A 14375-nucleotide genomic window follows, 5' to 3' on the forward strand; every position below is an offset into this window, starting at 1 on the left:
CCCTAGGCGGTGTCCCGTCCCGGGCGGCATCGGCCAGTCGGCTGCACGCGTGTGCGGCCGAGGTCAGTGGAGGCGCTCGGCGAAGGGCCTTTTCGCGTAGCCGGACGGGTTTCCGGTGTCGCGACAGGTGATCTGGCCCACCGCCATGACCGTCCGCGTGCCGGGCACCCTGGCCAGGCTCATGACGTCGGCCCGCTCGTCGGATTGGCGCGAGGGGCCTCTCAGGACCGTCCAGCCGCCGTCCCGGAAGTGTCCGTAGCCGGAGGACCCGTAGTCTCCGCCCCCGATCCACACGCCGCCCCGGCCGTCGTCCGCCAGGGCCCCGCCGGTGTAGGGGACGTCGTCGGGGAGCGGGAACTCCTGCCAGGAATCGCCTCCCGTCCAACGGAGCAGGGTCCGCCGTGTGGGCATCGCGTCCCAGCTCCGGTAGGCCCAGGCGAGCGACCTGGAAACGGGGAACAGGTGCTTGATGGTCTGGCCCTCGCGGGGCTGGTCGGGCGGCGAGACGGCCACACCGGTCCAGGAGCGTCCGTCCCAGTGGAGGCTGAACGGCATCCGGTTCCCGCTCCCGCCGCGGTACCACCCGCTGATCCACACGTCGCGGGACGACCGGACGGCGACGCGCTGCGCGACGCCCCGGTCGGGCACCGGCACGGGCACCCTGGCCCACGCGCCGTCCTCCCAGCGCACGGCGGCGTACCGGTCGTTCACCACGTCCACGAGGACCGCCCAGGCCGTCCCGTCGCGCGCCGCCGAGATCGAATACGGGCCGACCTCCACGGGGAAGCTGAAACCGGGGTCACGCGGGATCTCCGCCTCATGCCAGGCGGAGCCGTCCCAGAAGGCGCTGTAGTAGGTGCCGTACCCCATCAGCCACAGGTGGCGGCGGTCCGCCGCGGCCATGACGACGCCTCCGCCGCCGAAGGGCTCGGGTATGGGGAAGCGGCTCCAGGCACGTCCGTTCCACCTGGCCAGGGCGAGGTTGTAGGCCGTCCCCGCCAGCTCGCCTCCCGCCCACCCCCAGTGGCGGTCCACGAGGGCGAGCGCGTCGAGGGAGGCGACGTCCGCCCCGAGGGAGACCGGCACGTCCTGCCAGGTCGGCACGTCCGCCGAGGCGGCCGTCCGGCCCAGGACGGGGGTGAGGGCGACGGCGGCACCGGCCGTGAGCACGGTCCGGCGGCTGAGATGGTCGGACGACATCCGGGCTCCTGACATCGGACGGGGGAGCGTCACCCGCCACGGTGCCCACCGCGCCGGCGGCCCCTCAAGGTCCGCATCCGGCACGACCGGAAACGGCAACCCCGGTAAACCCGGCCTCACCTGCGAGGCCCGGTCGCCCTCCAAAAACGGACACGCCTGATGGCGGTTTTGTCCAGGAGTGCTCAGGGGGCGACGAGCGCCGCGAGGCCCCAGAGCAGGAGCATGATGCCGAGCATCCCGCCGAGCACGAGCGCGAACCCCTTGGGCCCGGACATCGCCGACTTCCCTCCGCTCGCCACCGTCCACCTCCACGCTTCGCCGGTCGGCCGTCCTCCCGGCACGTCCGTGTACAGCGTATGGCCGGGCCCGCATGCCCGCGACACCACCCACCGATGCGGAAGGGCCGGCGGCGCCTCGCGCGCCACCGGCCCTCGATCTCGCCTCTTCCGGACGGTCAGCCCTTGTTCGCCGCCGACCCCTCACCCGCGCGTTCGGCCTCGGTCTCGCCGTTGCGCGGCTCGACGACCGTCGCGCCGCCGATGGACCCGGACGACCCGGAGCCCTCGGCGGCGGGCGGCGCGGTCGGGGCCTCGGCGATCGGGTCGGCGCGCCGCTTGGAGACCACGATCGCGGCGACGACGATGCCCACCGACACGACCGTCACGCCGATGCGCAGCGGGACGTTGCCCGCGTACGTGACGACGGCGTCCGCGACCAGCAGCGCGACCAGGTTCATCACCTTGATCAGCGGGTTGATCGCGGGGCCCGCCGTGTCCTTGAACGGGTCGCCGACCGTGTCGCCGATCACCGTCGCCTCGTGCGCCTCGCTGCCCTTGCCGCCGAGATGCCCCTCCTCGACGAGCTTCTTGGCGTTGTCCCAGGCACCGCCGGAGTTGGACAGGAACACCGCCATCAGCACCCCGGCCGCGATGGCGCCGCCGAGGAAGGCGCCGAGCGGCGCGTACCCGAGCGCGAAGCCGACCGCGATCGGCGTCATGATCGCCAGCAGCCCGGGGGTGGCGAGTTCGCGCTGCGCGTCCCGGGTGCAGATGTCCACCACCCGGTCGTAGTCGGGCTTCTCGGTGTAGTTCATGATCCCGGGCTTGGTGCGGAACTGCTCGCGCACCTCCACCACGACCCGTCCCGCCGCCCGTCCGACCGCCATGATCGCCAGGCCGGAGAACAGGAACACCACGGCCGCGCCGATGATCAGCCCGATCAGCACGTTCGGGTTGTCGATCGACAGGCTGAACACCTTGAAGTCGCCGAGCGCGTCCTTGGCGTCGGCCGAGGCGTCGCCGAGCGCCTCCACGACCGTCGTCCGGAACGAGCCGAACAGCGCGGTCGCCGCCAGCACCGCCGTCGCGATCGCGATGCCCTTGGTGATCGCCTTGGTCGTGTTGCCGACCGCGTCCAGCCGCTCCAGCACCGCCGCGCCCTCGCCCTTGACGTCGCCGGACATCTCGGCGATGCCCTGCGCGTTGTCGGAGACGGGCCCGAAGGTGTCCATCGAGACGATCACGCCGACCGTGGTGAGCAGCCCGGTCCCGGCCATCGCCACCGCGAACAGCGCCACGGTGGTGTTGCCGAAGCCGAGCAGGAACGCCCCGTACACCGCCGCGCCGATCACCAGCGCGGTGTAGACGGCCGACTCCAGCCCCAGCGAGATGCCGGACAGGATGACGGTCGCCGGGCCCGTCCTGGCGCTGCCCGTCACCTCCTGGACGGGCTTGCGGTTCGTCTCGGTGAAGTAGCCGGTGAGCAGCTGGATCGCGCTCGCCAGCACGATCCCGATGATCACTGCGCCGAGCGCGACCCAGCGCGGGTCGGCGTCCAGGTCGCGGATGTCGGGGTCGGTGACGCCGGACAGGTCGGCGAACGAGGAGGGCAGGTAGGCGAACGCCGCGATCGCCACCAGCACCGCCGAGATGATCGCCGAGATGAAGAATCCCCGGTTGATCGCGGACATCCCGGAACGGTCGCCGTCACGGGGCGCGACGGCGAAGATTCCGATCACCGCGGTGATCACGCCGATCATCGGCACGATCAGCGGGAACACCAGGCCCTCGGTGCCGAACGCCGCGGTGCCGAGGATCAGCGCCGCGACCAGCATGACCGCGTAGGACTCGAACAGGTCCGCCGCCATCCCGGCGCAGTCCCCGACGTTGTCGCCCACGTTGTCGGCGATCGTCGCCGCGTTGCGCGGGTCGTCCTCGGGGATGCCCTGCTCGACCTTGCCGACCAGGTCGGCGCCCACGTCCGCGGCCTTGGTGAAGATGCCGCCGCCGACCCGCATGAACATGGCGAGCAGCGCGGCGCCGAAGCCGAAGCCCTCCAGCACCTTGGGGGCGTCGCCCTTGTAGGCGAGGACGACGACCGCCGCGCCGAACAGGCCGAGCCCGACCGTGAACATCCCGGCGACGCCGCCGGTGCGGAACGCGATCCGCATCGCCGTCTTCTCGCCGCCCTCCTCGCGCGCGGCCGCGGCGACCCGGACGTTGCCCCGGACCGCCAGCCACATGCCGGTGAACCCGGTGACGGCCGAGAAGATCGCGCCGATGACGAAGAAGACCGACCGTCCTATCCGTTCGGACGTCGAATCGGCGGGTAGGAGCAACAGAACAAGCGGGATGAGCACGACGAAGACGCCGACCGTGCGGAACTGGCGTTTCAGATAGGCGCTCGCGCCCACCTGGACCGCCCGCGCGATCTCCTGCATCTTCTCCGTGCCCTGGCCCGCGGCCAGCACGTCGCGTACCAGACCTGCGGCGACGGCCAGTGCCAGCAGTGCGATCACGGCGACGACGACGACCAGGGTGAGGTCGCCGCCGCCGAGATCCACGTCTGCGCTGGCCGGGCTTGACAGGGAAAGCCCAGACATCCGTCCTCCTCGACAGGGGCGTTGCGCTCTCAACCGTCCAAAAGACGATCTTTACCGCGTACCCCGCGAGTCATGATTTCGAACGCCTCGCACGGCAGCGCGGGTTCCGGGAGTCTACGCAGGCGGCATGCGAATGAGAAGGCCGCGACCTCCTTTACAGAGATGTCACGGAAAAGCAATGAGCGTTACGCCGGAAATTGACCTTTAAGTGCCGTGGTTCATCATCGCCGCAGGTCAGCAGCGGTCAGTAAGTTCTTGCCCGGCGGATAGCTTGACACGTCCACGCCGCACCCCTCCGCATCAGAGTCACCGGCGTTCCCCATTTAAGCTAGGCATTATCATGGGAAATGTCCAGACCCAAAATCGGGATATATCAAGATCGACCTACAGAAGATCCCACATGCCGCTCCGGCACCCGACAACCGCCCCCACCTGAAACACGGGTCCGTCCGGAAGACCCAAGAACCGCCCGCAATCCCACCCGCCCCACGCCTCACACAAGGCGGAGGAGCGACGACCCGGCAAGGAGCGGCCGCGCCTGGCGCGCAGGAGGCGGCCGAGGGCGACCCACGCGCGGACGGAGAATCGCCTGAGTCCCCTCCACAGTGACCTGAGCGGTCGCATGCACCAGCCCACCGGAGGCGGACCATCAAGAAGCGATGCCGCCCTCACCCACAACAGCCCGACCCACCAGGCACGGAACGCGAGAACACGGAGAGCGAGAGCGGGCCCGCGAAACGGGACCCGGAGGCGCGGACCACAGGCCCCCAGAGCTGAACGCCGAACGCGGGAGCATGGAGCGCGAGACACGGAGCGCGAGGCACGGGACGCGGAGTGCGGAACGGGGGCGCGGGGCGCGGGGCGCGGGCACGGAGCGCAGGACGCGGAGCGCGGAGTGCGGGACGCGGAGTGCGGGACGCGGAGTGCGGGACGCGGAGTGCGGGACGCGGAGCGCGGGAGCACGGGGCACGGAACGCGGAGTGCGGAACGCGGAGTGCGGAACGCGGAGTGCGGAACGCGGGGCACGGAGCGCGGGAGCACGGGGCACGGGACGCGGAGTGCGGAACGGGGACGCGGAGCGCGGGGCACGGAACGCGGGCACGGAGCGCAGGACGCGGAGTGCGGAGTGCGGGACGCGGAGCGCGGGAGCACGGGGCACGGGACGCGGGCACGGAGCGCAGGACGCGGAGCGCGGGCACGGAGCGCGGGCGCGGGGCGCGGGCACGGAGCGCAGGACGCGGAGCGCGGAGTGCGGGACGCGGAGCGCGGGAGCACGGGGCACGGGGCACGGGACGCGGGGCACGGGACGCGGAGCGCGGGGCGAGCAGGAGCCGGGAGCGGGAGCAAGCCTGCGGAGTGGGTCGCGGGGAACAGGAGCAGGGGGCCCGAGCGGCGCAGGGGAGGTGGGAGGGGGGTCGGACTTCGTGGGCACGGTCGCCGAGCGGAGCGCCTACCTCATTGACGCAGCCGTCAGGCGAGGGGTTCGGGCGGTTTCAGCCGCCGCCTGAGTGCTTTGGCGGGCCCGGGGTGAGGCGGGGCCGGAGGCGTGCCTCACCCCGGGGATGATCGCGAAAGGATGCGGTGCCGGTGCGATCACGGCCGACGTGCGGGCCGCCGGGCGTGCACGAGGGGCCGGGATCGCGGAGACACCGCCGCCGGGCGTGCGGTGCCGGGCCGGGCTGGGGCCGGCACGGCCGCCGGGCGAGGCCCTTGCGGGCCTGGGTCGGGACGGGTGCGCCTCAGATCGTCGCCTCGGCCTCGGCGGGCCAGCTCATCCGGATCTGGACGCCCTTGGGCGTGGCCTCGATGTCCACGTCCTCGGCGAGCCCGGCGATGACGGCCAGTCCAAGCTCCGCGGTGCCCTCGCCAAGGCCGTACTCGAATTCCTCCGCGTCGTCGATCGTGGGGAGTCCGCCCGCCGCGTCGTCGCCGGGGACGGTGTCGCTCACGATGACCTCGAAGCGGTGCTCGGTACCGACCAGTTCGAGCCGCACGGGCTCGTCCGGGCAGTGCCGGCGGTGCGCCTCCACGGCACGCGAGCACGCCTCGCCGACCGCGAGCCTGACCTCGTCGAGCAGCGTCTCGGCGACGCCGCTGCGACGGGCTACGGCGGTCACGATCAGCCGAGCGGTCCGGACATGGACGGGCAGCGCACTGAAGGACAGTTCAACGGTCGCCATCTCAGATTCAGGCCGCCTACCTGGCGCCCCTGCGCTTCTCCTCGGCCTCCGCGATCGTGTCGTGAATGCCGAAGACCTTGGTCAGCCCCGTGATCCGGAAGATCTTGAGGATGCGCTCCTGGGTGCACACCAGCTCCAGGGAACCGTCGTGGGCGCGCACCCGCTTGAGCCCGCCGACCAGGACGCCAAGGCCGGTCGAGTCGAGGAACTCCACCTTCTCCATGTCCACGAGCAGGTGGAACTTGCCCTTGTTGACCAGGTCGATGAGCTTCTCGCGAAGCTTGGGCGCCGTGTAGACGTCGATCTCGCCCTCCACGTTGATGACGGTGAGGCCATCGTCGGTGGTGTAGTCGTTCACCTTCAGGTCCACAGATCCTCCAGCGCCGTGCAGCACAATCTGATCTCGCATTGTCCGACCCCGGAGCGGCGTTCGGTCGGCGAGACTTAGCCGTGATTCAACCACGCCCCGGCGACGTGCACGCACGTTATCGCCCACTCGGGCGAAAGTTCGCGCCATCCCGTCTGACCTGCTGATCTAATGGTCAGGGCAGGGGGGAAGGGCCCTCCGGCACCGGGGCGTTCCCGTAGTATTGCCCCGGCTGGCAAACTGAAAACCTGATGGGCGCCCAAAGATCCTCACCTCCCCTCGACCGGCTCCTCGCCGACCCCACGCGTCGCGACCGCATCACCCATGTGGAGAGCGTTCCCGCACGTGAGGGCCGTCGCGCGGCATGGCCGGCGTGGTCCACGCCGCTGCTGCTGGAGCGGCTCGCCGTCCAGGGCATCGACGCGCCCTGGCAACATCAGGCGGTCGCGGCCGAGCACGCCCACGCCGGCCGGTCTGTGATCATCGCCACAGGCACCGCGTCCGGCAAATCGCTCGCCTACCTGCTGCCTTCCGTCGCCGCGATCTACGACGGCGAAGAGAACCGCCATCAGGAGGGGACGACCCTCTACCTGTCGCCCACCAAGGCCCTGGCCGCCGACCAGCTCCGCGCCCTGCGCGCCCTCCGGCTCACCCGGGTGCGCGCGGCGACCTACGACGGCGACACCCCTCGGGACGAGCGGACGTGGGTCAGGCAGCACGCGAACTACATCCTGACCAACCCGGACATGCTGCACCGCTCGATCCTGCCCTCCCACGCGCGCTGGTCGTCGTTCCTGCGCCGCCTCCGGTACGTGGTCGTCGACGAGGCGCACGGCTACCGCGGCGTCTTCGGCTCGCACGTCGCGCACGTCCTGCGCCGCCTGCGCCGGTTGTGCGCCCGCTACCACGCGCACCCGACGTTCGTGCTCGCCTCGGCCACCACGTCCGAGCCGGCGAGCGCCGCGTCCCGGCTCACCGGCCTGGACGTGGTCGCCGTCGATGACGACGCGTCCCCCCGGGGCCCCGCCACGTTCGCGCTGTGGGAGCCGCCGCTCACCGAGCTGCGCGGCGAGCGCGGCGCACCGGTCCGCCGGACGGCGACGGCCGAGGCGGGCGACCTGCTCGCCGACCTCGTCGTCGAGGGCGTCCAGACGCTGGCCTTCGTTCGCTCTCGCCGGGGAGCCGAATCGGTCGCGCTCGGGGCGAAGCGGGCACTGCACGAGGTGTCCCCGGACCTCGCCGACCAGGTCGCCGCCTACCGCGCGGGCTACCTCCCCGAGGAGCGCCGCGCCCTCGAAGCCGCCCTGCGCTCCCGCGACCTCGTCGGCCTGGCCAGCACGAACGCGCTCGAACTCGGTGTGGACGTCTCCGGGCTCGACGCCGTCCTGGTCTGCGGCTGGCCCGGCACCCGCGCGTCCCTCTGGCAGCAGGCCGGACGCGCCGGACGCTCCGGACAGGCCGCGCTCTCCGTCCTCGTCGCCCGCGACGATCCGCTCGACACCTTCCTCGTCCACCATCCGGAGGCGATCTTCGGGACACCGGTCGAGGCCACCGTCCTCGACCCGGACAACCCCTATGTCCTCGAACCGCACCTCTGCGCCGCCGCGTCCGAGATGCCGCTCAGCGAGGACGACCGCGACCTCTTCGGCCCCGCGACCGCCGACCTCCTGCCCGACCTCGTCCGCCGCGGCCTCCTGCGCCGCCGCCCCGCCGGCTGGTACTGGACGCGCCGCGACAGGGCCGCCGACCTGGCCGACATCCGCGGCGCGGGCGGCGCTCCCATCCAGGTCGTCGAGGCGATGACCGGACGGCTGCTCGGCACGGTGGACGAGGCGTCCGCCCACACGACCGTCCACGAGGGCGCGATCTACATCCACCAGGGCGACTCGTTCGTCGTCCAGACCCTGGACCTGGACGACTCCGTCGCGCTCGTCGAACCCGCCGACCCCGACTACACGACCACCGCCCGCGACGTCACCGACATCACGATCGCCGAGCGGCTCCGCTCCACGTCCTGGGGCGAGGCGACCCTCTGCTTCGGGATGGTCGACGTCACCCGCCAGGTGGTCGCCTACCAGATGCGCCGCGTCCAGACGGGCGAGATGCTCGGCGAGAAGCCCCTCGACCTGCCACCCCGCACGCTCCGCACCCGCGCCGTCTGGTGGACGCTCTCCCCGTCCCAGATCGACGCGTTGGGCGACATCGACCTCGCCGGATCCGCGCACGCCGCCGAGCACGCCTCGATCGGCCTGCTCCCCCTGTTCGCGACCTGCGACCGCTGGGACATCGGCGGCGTCTCCACCGCCGTCCACCCCGACACGGGCCTGCTCACCGTCTTCGTCTACGACGGCCACGAGGGCGGCGCCGGATTCGCCGAACGCGGCTACGGCGACGCGGCCGAATGGCTCCGCGCCACCCGCGACGCGATCGCCGCATGCGAATGCGACTCGGGCTGCCCGTCCTGCATCCAGTCACCCAAGTGCGGCAACGGCAACGACCCCCTGGACAAGCACGGCGCCCTGGACCTCCTCGCCGCGCTCCTGGCGGGGGCCCCTAACTAGGCGCGACCCGCTGAGCGGGGACCGGCGCCTCGTCCATCTCACGCCGCGCCTGGGCGAGCGCCTGCTGAAGTTTGCGGCGCTCCATCTCCAGCGTCTGCAAGGACTGCTCGTGCTCGTCCCGCAGATCCCGCAACTCCCGCCGCATCCCGATCGCCCGCTTGTATCCGAGCGCCGCCACCCCGGCCCCGGCCACGAACACGATCGCCACCACGGCACCCGCCATGAACACGTGCCACTGCTCGGTGACCCCCGGCACGCCGTCCCCGAACAAGGTCAACTGCGCCTCGCCCGTGTCGTCCAGCACGACCGCCGTCCCCACCACCACGGCGGCGAGCGCGATGACCAGCCCCAGGAAGATCATGCGGAGGATCTCCTCTCCATCTGCCGGACGATCCGGGGGGATCCGACTGGCAAGGCAGCCTAGACCCGCCCCCAATCCACCCGCCACCCCCACTCATCCACCCCGCAAAAGCCTCCCCCGCCCCATAGCGGACGGCCCCCGCAGCCGAATCCAGGCGGGCCAGGACGCCGCCGCGAGGTCAACCAGGAGCACCGAGCACCAGGGCTCCGCGCAATCCGTCGCGATGACGATGACCGGCCGCCCTCACACCGCGGTACGAAGCTGGCCGCCGGACACTACTTCCGGCGGCGCCCGCGCGAAGGACGGCGACGATCGCCGCTCGCCTCCTCGGAAGAGGGCTCGGCGATACGGACGCTCACGCCGCTGACCGCTCCCTTGGCACCGGAGGCGGGGCGACGTCCGCCCCTCGCCCCCCGCGAAGGGGCGGGACGTTCGGCCTCTCCAGCCGTAACGGGAGTCGTCTTGGCGATGGCCTCGGCACGGGCGATCTTCTCGCGCGAGTTCTTGACCCGTTTGCGCCCGGTCCCGCCGCGCGCGACCCGGGCGGCCATGCCGCGGCTGCTCGTCCCGGCCTGGGCGACGCGCAGGCGACGCGTCCAGGTGCCGAGGTGAGCCGCGACGACCAGCAGCACGAGCGCGATGCCGACGCTCCTGCCCCATTGTAGGCGGTCGGTCGCAGCGACGTTCTGGGCCTTCGGGGCTTCGGCGAGCTGCGGCGTCGGGTAGGCGAAGCCGGGCGTCGCCCCGTCGGGCTGGACGGACGGCAAGGTGATCGGCGAATCGGTGTTGAACGGGGTCAGCGGGTTCCCGCTGCTGGAAGGTGCGGAGCCCGCGGCGCCCGATGGGAGCCGACCCGTGGACCCGGCCGGCGATGAACCGGTCACGCCCCCGTTGACCGTGGCATTCACGGAGGCCGCCCCCGAATAGACAGGGCCGGGATCCCCGCCGGGGCGCTTCGCTCGGATGCCCACCGAGACGGGCCCGCTCGCCTGGGTCACCGGAAGGCTGGCGGAGCAGCGCGCGCCCGAGCAGAACGAACCCACCGATCCCGACTTGGACTGCACGCCCGTCCCGGCCAACGCGTAGCCGTTGAGGTCCTCCTCGGAGCCGCGGTTCCACTTCACCACGAGCTTGCCGCCCGACACCTTCGCGGTCGCCCCGCTGGGGACGGCCGGCGGGATACGAACGGTGAAGACGCTGGAGTCGTAGACGCGGTGGGTCACCGCCCCCTTCAACTGGACCGTGTACTTCCCGTTCCTACTGATCTGTACGGGGGCCGACATGGTGCCCGACAGCAAACGCTCCTTGAGCAGCCTGTCGCCGCTCCCGGGCGCGATGACCCGCAGTTGCATGCTGACCGCGAAGTCGAAGTGGGCGCTGGCGGTGACCTGGGAACCGCTCGTGATGACGGTGCCGCTGGCCGGTGCCGTGACGCTCGATTCGGCGGCCTGCGCGGGAAGCGCGGTGAGTACCGGGAAGCTCATCGCAAGGGGCGTCGCGAGGGCGACCACGCCGATCCTGCGGATGATTGTCACGGCCCCAATCCCTTCATCGAGCAACCCGCCGCCGGGCTCTCCCCGCTTCGCCCAGCCGTTAAACAGCTGGGGGCGGGGGACCGATGCGGCCACCGTGTCGAGTGATGACTGTGCGCTTAGGCAGCGTAACGTACCAGCCGGTAGCAAAAGTCACAGCTCGATGACAAAGCAGCGCAAGAACCATGCCCGACCTCGTACCTCTCCCTCCAAAGCACCCGTTTCCCCACCATTCGCCAACCCACCCCCACCCGGCTCGGGAGAGGGCTCCTACTCGACGGGGCCGGCCCTGGCCCGGGACCCGACACGCACCGCGCCGACGCCCAGCGGCACTCTCAGCGCCAGCGTGACGGAGACGTCGACCGTTCCGTCCTTGACCGCGCATCGCGCGACGCGCGCCCCGGATTCGGCCGCGATGCTCCGCGCCCTCGCACACGCGGCCGCGGCCCCCTCCGGCACTCGCGCGGCCGCCGCCAACGCCGCGAGATCAGCCGCCGCGTCCGCGCGGTGCCGGGCCGCCCGCACCCCACCCACGGCCATGGCACTCACCCCGACCAGCCAGATGATCGCCGTGAAGGTCAGAACCCACAACGTAGCGGCCCCCCGATCACGCTCCCCGCCCTTCAGAACGCGCACGCCACCCCTCCCTCAGCCGCACAACGGATCTCCCGACTTCCTCACCCACTCCCGCCCGGGTCGCTCCCTGCCTGCGACGAGCTCCTACGCTCAGTCGGCCGCCGCCGTAGGCGCGTCGCCAGCAGTCCCCGCTCGGGAAGTGCTCCTTCCTGAAGAGTGCTCTCCGTCGCCGAGCCGCACTCCCTAGCCAATCTGCTCCTGCTCGCAATGGGTGAGCACTGCGGCTACAGCGGCCCCAACCACTGAAGCCGCAGCATCAGCCCGCCCAGCAGAGCCACCTAACTTCGTAAGAACCTCCTTCCACAGCACCAGAAGGAGCGGCGGCCGAGCAGGCCGGACGACGCCTTCCTTCGCAAGAACGCCTTCCACCGCAGGCATTCACCTCACCGCGGACGTAGGCCCGCTGGGCCGCGACCCTCGCGGAACGTGCACCCCACCGAGGCATGGGCCCTGCTGGGGCGCGGGCCAGACGGAACGGAGCCCACCGGAGCGGGCCCAGGCGGAGCGTGATCCTGCGGCTTCAGCGACGCCAAACACTGAAGCCGCAGTGCTCAACCAGCCCGGAAGAGGAGTCTTCCTTTCGCTAGGACGCCCTTCCGCACACAGGCCTCCACCTCGCCCAGAAACGTGGACCCGTCGGGACACGGCCCTACCGAGACGCGCCCCCCGCCGAAACTCGACCCCTGCCGAGACGCTGCCCCCGCCGAAACGCGACCCCCGCCGACACGGGGCCCCCGCCGACACGGGCCCCTGCCGACACGGGGCCCTCCTGGGCGCGCTACCCAGGCGGGACGTAGACCTCGTGGAACATGTCCCTGCCAAGCGTGGGTCCTGCTGGGGTGCACCCCTGGCGGAACGGGGCCCGGCGGAACGTGACCCGGCGGAACGTGACCCGGCGGAACCTGGCCTGGTGGAACCGGGCCTGGTGGAACCTGCCCCGGCGGAACCCGGCCCGGCGGAACCTGGCTCGGCCGCACACCCGGCGGAACGTGGCTTGGTGGAACATGCCCGGCGCCGCGTGGGCCCGCCAGAACGTGCTGGCAGGGCGTAGGTTGGCGGAGTGTGGGCCCTGTTGGGACGCGGCCCGGCGAGGCTCGGCCCGGCAGAACCCGGCCCGGCCGCACACCCGGCGGAACGTGGCTTGGCGGAGCCTGCCCGGCGCGGGGTGGACCCGCCAGAACGTGCTGGCAGGGCGTGGGCCGGCGGGGTGTGGGCCCTGTTGGGACGGGGGCCCGGCGGGGCTCGGCCCGTTGGGACTTGGCCCACGGGGGTGGGGGCTCTGGTGGGGTGTGGGTTAGGTGGTTGCCTCCTCTAGGGCGCCTGGTTCGGTGGCGGCGGTGGCGTGGGCGTGGATGACCAGCGGCGGCAGCCTGGACGCTGCGGGGGCCTGGACCGGGGCCGAGATGTCGACCTGTACCGTCGCCGCGTCTCGCCGGACCTCCACTGAGGCGCCGGCGGGTACAGCTTCGACGATCAAGGCGCGGACGGCGGCGAGAGGTTCGCCTCGTGCCGCCGCGCGAGCGCCGGCGCGGGCCGCGTCCACACATGTGAGCTGGACGGACGCGGCCAGCACTCCCCACAGCGCCAGCGCGGTGATCAGGACCAGGCTCGGCAGCGCCACGGCGATCTCCGCCGTCGCCATGCCCCGCTCGCGCTCGGCCCGGTCGCTCAGCCGGCGAGCTGGAGCGCCTTCTCGATGATTCCGGTCAGCATGTCCTTCACCTCCGAACTCGTTACGATCTTGAAGAGCAGACCGGCGAACGCCGCCGCCGCGATCGTGCCGACGGCGTACTCCGCGGTCGACATGCCTTCGTCTCTGGCCGTGTTGCGCCACCGTCGCACCACCATGTCGATCGCCCGCATCAGGTTCCTTTCCTTGCTGGTGGACGCTCGATCGCGTCCGTTCTCAGCCTGCTGGGCCGCGACGGTGAGTGACAGGTGAACGTCGTTCTGTGGATAACCGCGCTACGGGATGAGGATCGTCGAGGCGATTCCGGCGATGGCCGGCACGACTCCGAGGAGGACGAACGCGGGGAGGAAGCACAGGCCGAGCGGGGCGAGCGCGCGGATGCCCGCTGCTCGGGCCCGCTCGGCGGCGGCCGTGCGGGCGACGCGACGCTGGTCGCGCGCGAGGCGGCTGAGGGACGGGGCCAGCGCGGCGCCGCTTGAGGTCGCGCGGACCGCACTGCGTGCCAGGGGCGCCAGCGTCGGTTCCTTCGCCAGGGCCTGCCAGGCGTCTGTGGGATCGGCGCCCAGGCGGATCTGGATGGCGACGCCGCGCAGTTCGTCCCCGAGCGGCCCACCGACGGCGTCCGCGACTGCTTCGACCGCGTCATGCCAGGGCGTCCCGCCTCGCAGGCAGGCCGCCAGGAGGTCGACCGCAACGGGAAGGTCCGCGACGAGTCGCGCCTGTCTGCGCTTCCGCTCGGCGCTTCCGAGACGGGTGAAGGAGTGCCAGACCCCCAGACCGGTCAAGGCGCCCAGCACCATGCCTGGGAGGCCGCCGAACACCACGACGCAGAGCAGGGCCGCGGCGGCGGACGCGGCGCGCCGCAGGAAGAGGTCGCGGCGTTGAGCTTCTGCTTTGCGGCAGGTGATTCTGCCGGGGGCGGGTGCGGTGTAGCGGTTGTCAGGGGGTGGACGGCTGGAGGCTTGGG

Annotated in this window: 12 protein-coding genes; 1 reads left to right on the forward strand and 11 read right to left on the reverse strand. The window is 71.9% G+C overall.

The genetic code is table 11. The features are described from left to right. Nucleotides 1–63: 63 nt before the first annotated feature. The 4 genes from KLI87_RS01690 to KLI87_RS01705 form a co-directional block, all read right to left on the reverse strand. Nucleotides 64–1200, reverse strand: a complete 1137-nt coding sequence (locus KLI87_RS01690) for a hypothetical protein (protein WP_214615563.1) — start codon at nucleotides 1198–1200, stop codon at nucleotides 64–66. Between the two features lie 454 nt (nucleotides 1201–1654). Beyond that, the gene (locus KLI87_RS01695; RefSeq protein WP_156217244.1) at nucleotides 1655–4081 is read right to left on the reverse strand and encodes a sodium-translocating pyrophosphatase; all 2427 of its coding nucleotides are present in this window, start codon (nucleotides 4079–4081) and stop codon (nucleotides 1655–1657) included. A gap of 1739 nt (nucleotides 4082–5820) precedes the next feature. Beyond that, on the reverse strand, nucleotides 5821–6261 hold the full coding sequence (locus KLI87_RS01700; protein ID WP_156217243.1) for an ATP-binding protein: 441 nt from the start codon (nucleotides 6259–6261) through the stop codon (nucleotides 5821–5823). Nucleotides 6262–6277: 16 nt separating this feature from the next. Continuing rightward, a complete protein-coding gene (locus KLI87_RS01705) occupies nucleotides 6278–6631 on the reverse strand; it encodes an STAS domain-containing protein (RefSeq protein WP_214615564.1) in 354 nt (117 codons plus the stop codon). A gap of 248 nt (nucleotides 6632–6879) precedes the next feature. Here KLI87_RS01705 and KLI87_RS01710 point away from each other — a divergent pair, with 248 nt between their 5' ends. Continuing rightward, nucleotides 6880–9189: a DEAD/DEAH box helicase gene (locus tag KLI87_RS01710; protein ID WP_214615565.1), complete on the forward strand. Its 2310-nt coding sequence runs from the start codon at nucleotides 6880–6882 to the stop codon at nucleotides 9187–9189. Here the strand turns inward: KLI87_RS01710 and KLI87_RS01715 are convergent. The 7 genes from KLI87_RS01715 to KLI87_RS01745 form a co-directional block, all read right to left on the reverse strand. Beyond that, nucleotides 9182–9643: a DUF6338 family protein gene (locus tag KLI87_RS01715; protein WP_308165811.1), complete on the reverse strand. Its 462-nt coding sequence runs from the start codon at nucleotides 9641–9643 to the stop codon at nucleotides 9182–9184. The genes KLI87_RS01710 and KLI87_RS01715 overlap by 8 nt on opposite strands. A 182-nt stretch (nucleotides 9644–9825) precedes the next feature. Next, the gene (locus KLI87_RS01720; RefSeq protein WP_214615566.1) at nucleotides 9826–11085 is read right to left on the reverse strand and encodes a hypothetical protein; all 1260 of its coding nucleotides are present in this window, start codon (nucleotides 11083–11085) and stop codon (nucleotides 9826–9828) included. 267 nt (nucleotides 11086–11352) lie between these two features. Next, on the reverse strand, nucleotides 11353–11718 hold the full coding sequence (locus tag KLI87_RS01725) for an Rv3654c family TadE-like protein (RefSeq protein ID WP_214615567.1): 366 nt from the start codon (nucleotides 11716–11718) through the stop codon (nucleotides 11353–11355). Between the two features lie 778 nt (nucleotides 11719–12496). Then, nucleotides 12497–12724 carry a pentapeptide repeat-containing protein gene (locus KLI87_RS41795; protein ID WP_214615568.1) on the reverse strand — a complete coding sequence of 76 codons (228 nt, stop codon included), beginning with the start codon at nucleotides 12722–12724 and terminating at the stop codon, nucleotides 12497–12499. Between the two features lie 288 nt (nucleotides 12725–13012). Further along, on the reverse strand, nucleotides 13013–13360 hold the full coding sequence (locus KLI87_RS01735; protein ID WP_214615569.1) for a TadE family type IV pilus minor pilin: 348 nt from the start codon (nucleotides 13358–13360) through the stop codon (nucleotides 13013–13015). Between the two features lie 26 nt (nucleotides 13361–13386). Further along, a complete protein-coding gene (locus KLI87_RS01740; RefSeq protein WP_214615570.1) occupies nucleotides 13387–13581 on the reverse strand; it encodes a DUF4244 domain-containing protein in 195 nt (64 codons plus the stop codon). 102 nt (nucleotides 13582–13683) lie between these two features. Further along, nucleotides 13684–14193 (reverse strand): type II secretion system F family protein, encoded by a 510-nt coding sequence (locus KLI87_RS01745; RefSeq protein WP_250903451.1) that lies wholly within the window; start codon nucleotides 14191–14193, stop codon nucleotides 13684–13686. Between the last annotated feature and the right edge of the window lie 182 nt (nucleotides 14194–14375).

The sequence above is a fragment of the Actinomadura sp. NEAU-AAG7 genome, assembly GCF_018603865.1.
Classification (GTDB): domain Bacteria; phylum Actinomycetota; class Actinomycetes; order Streptosporangiales; family Streptosporangiaceae; genus Spirillospora; species Spirillospora litoris.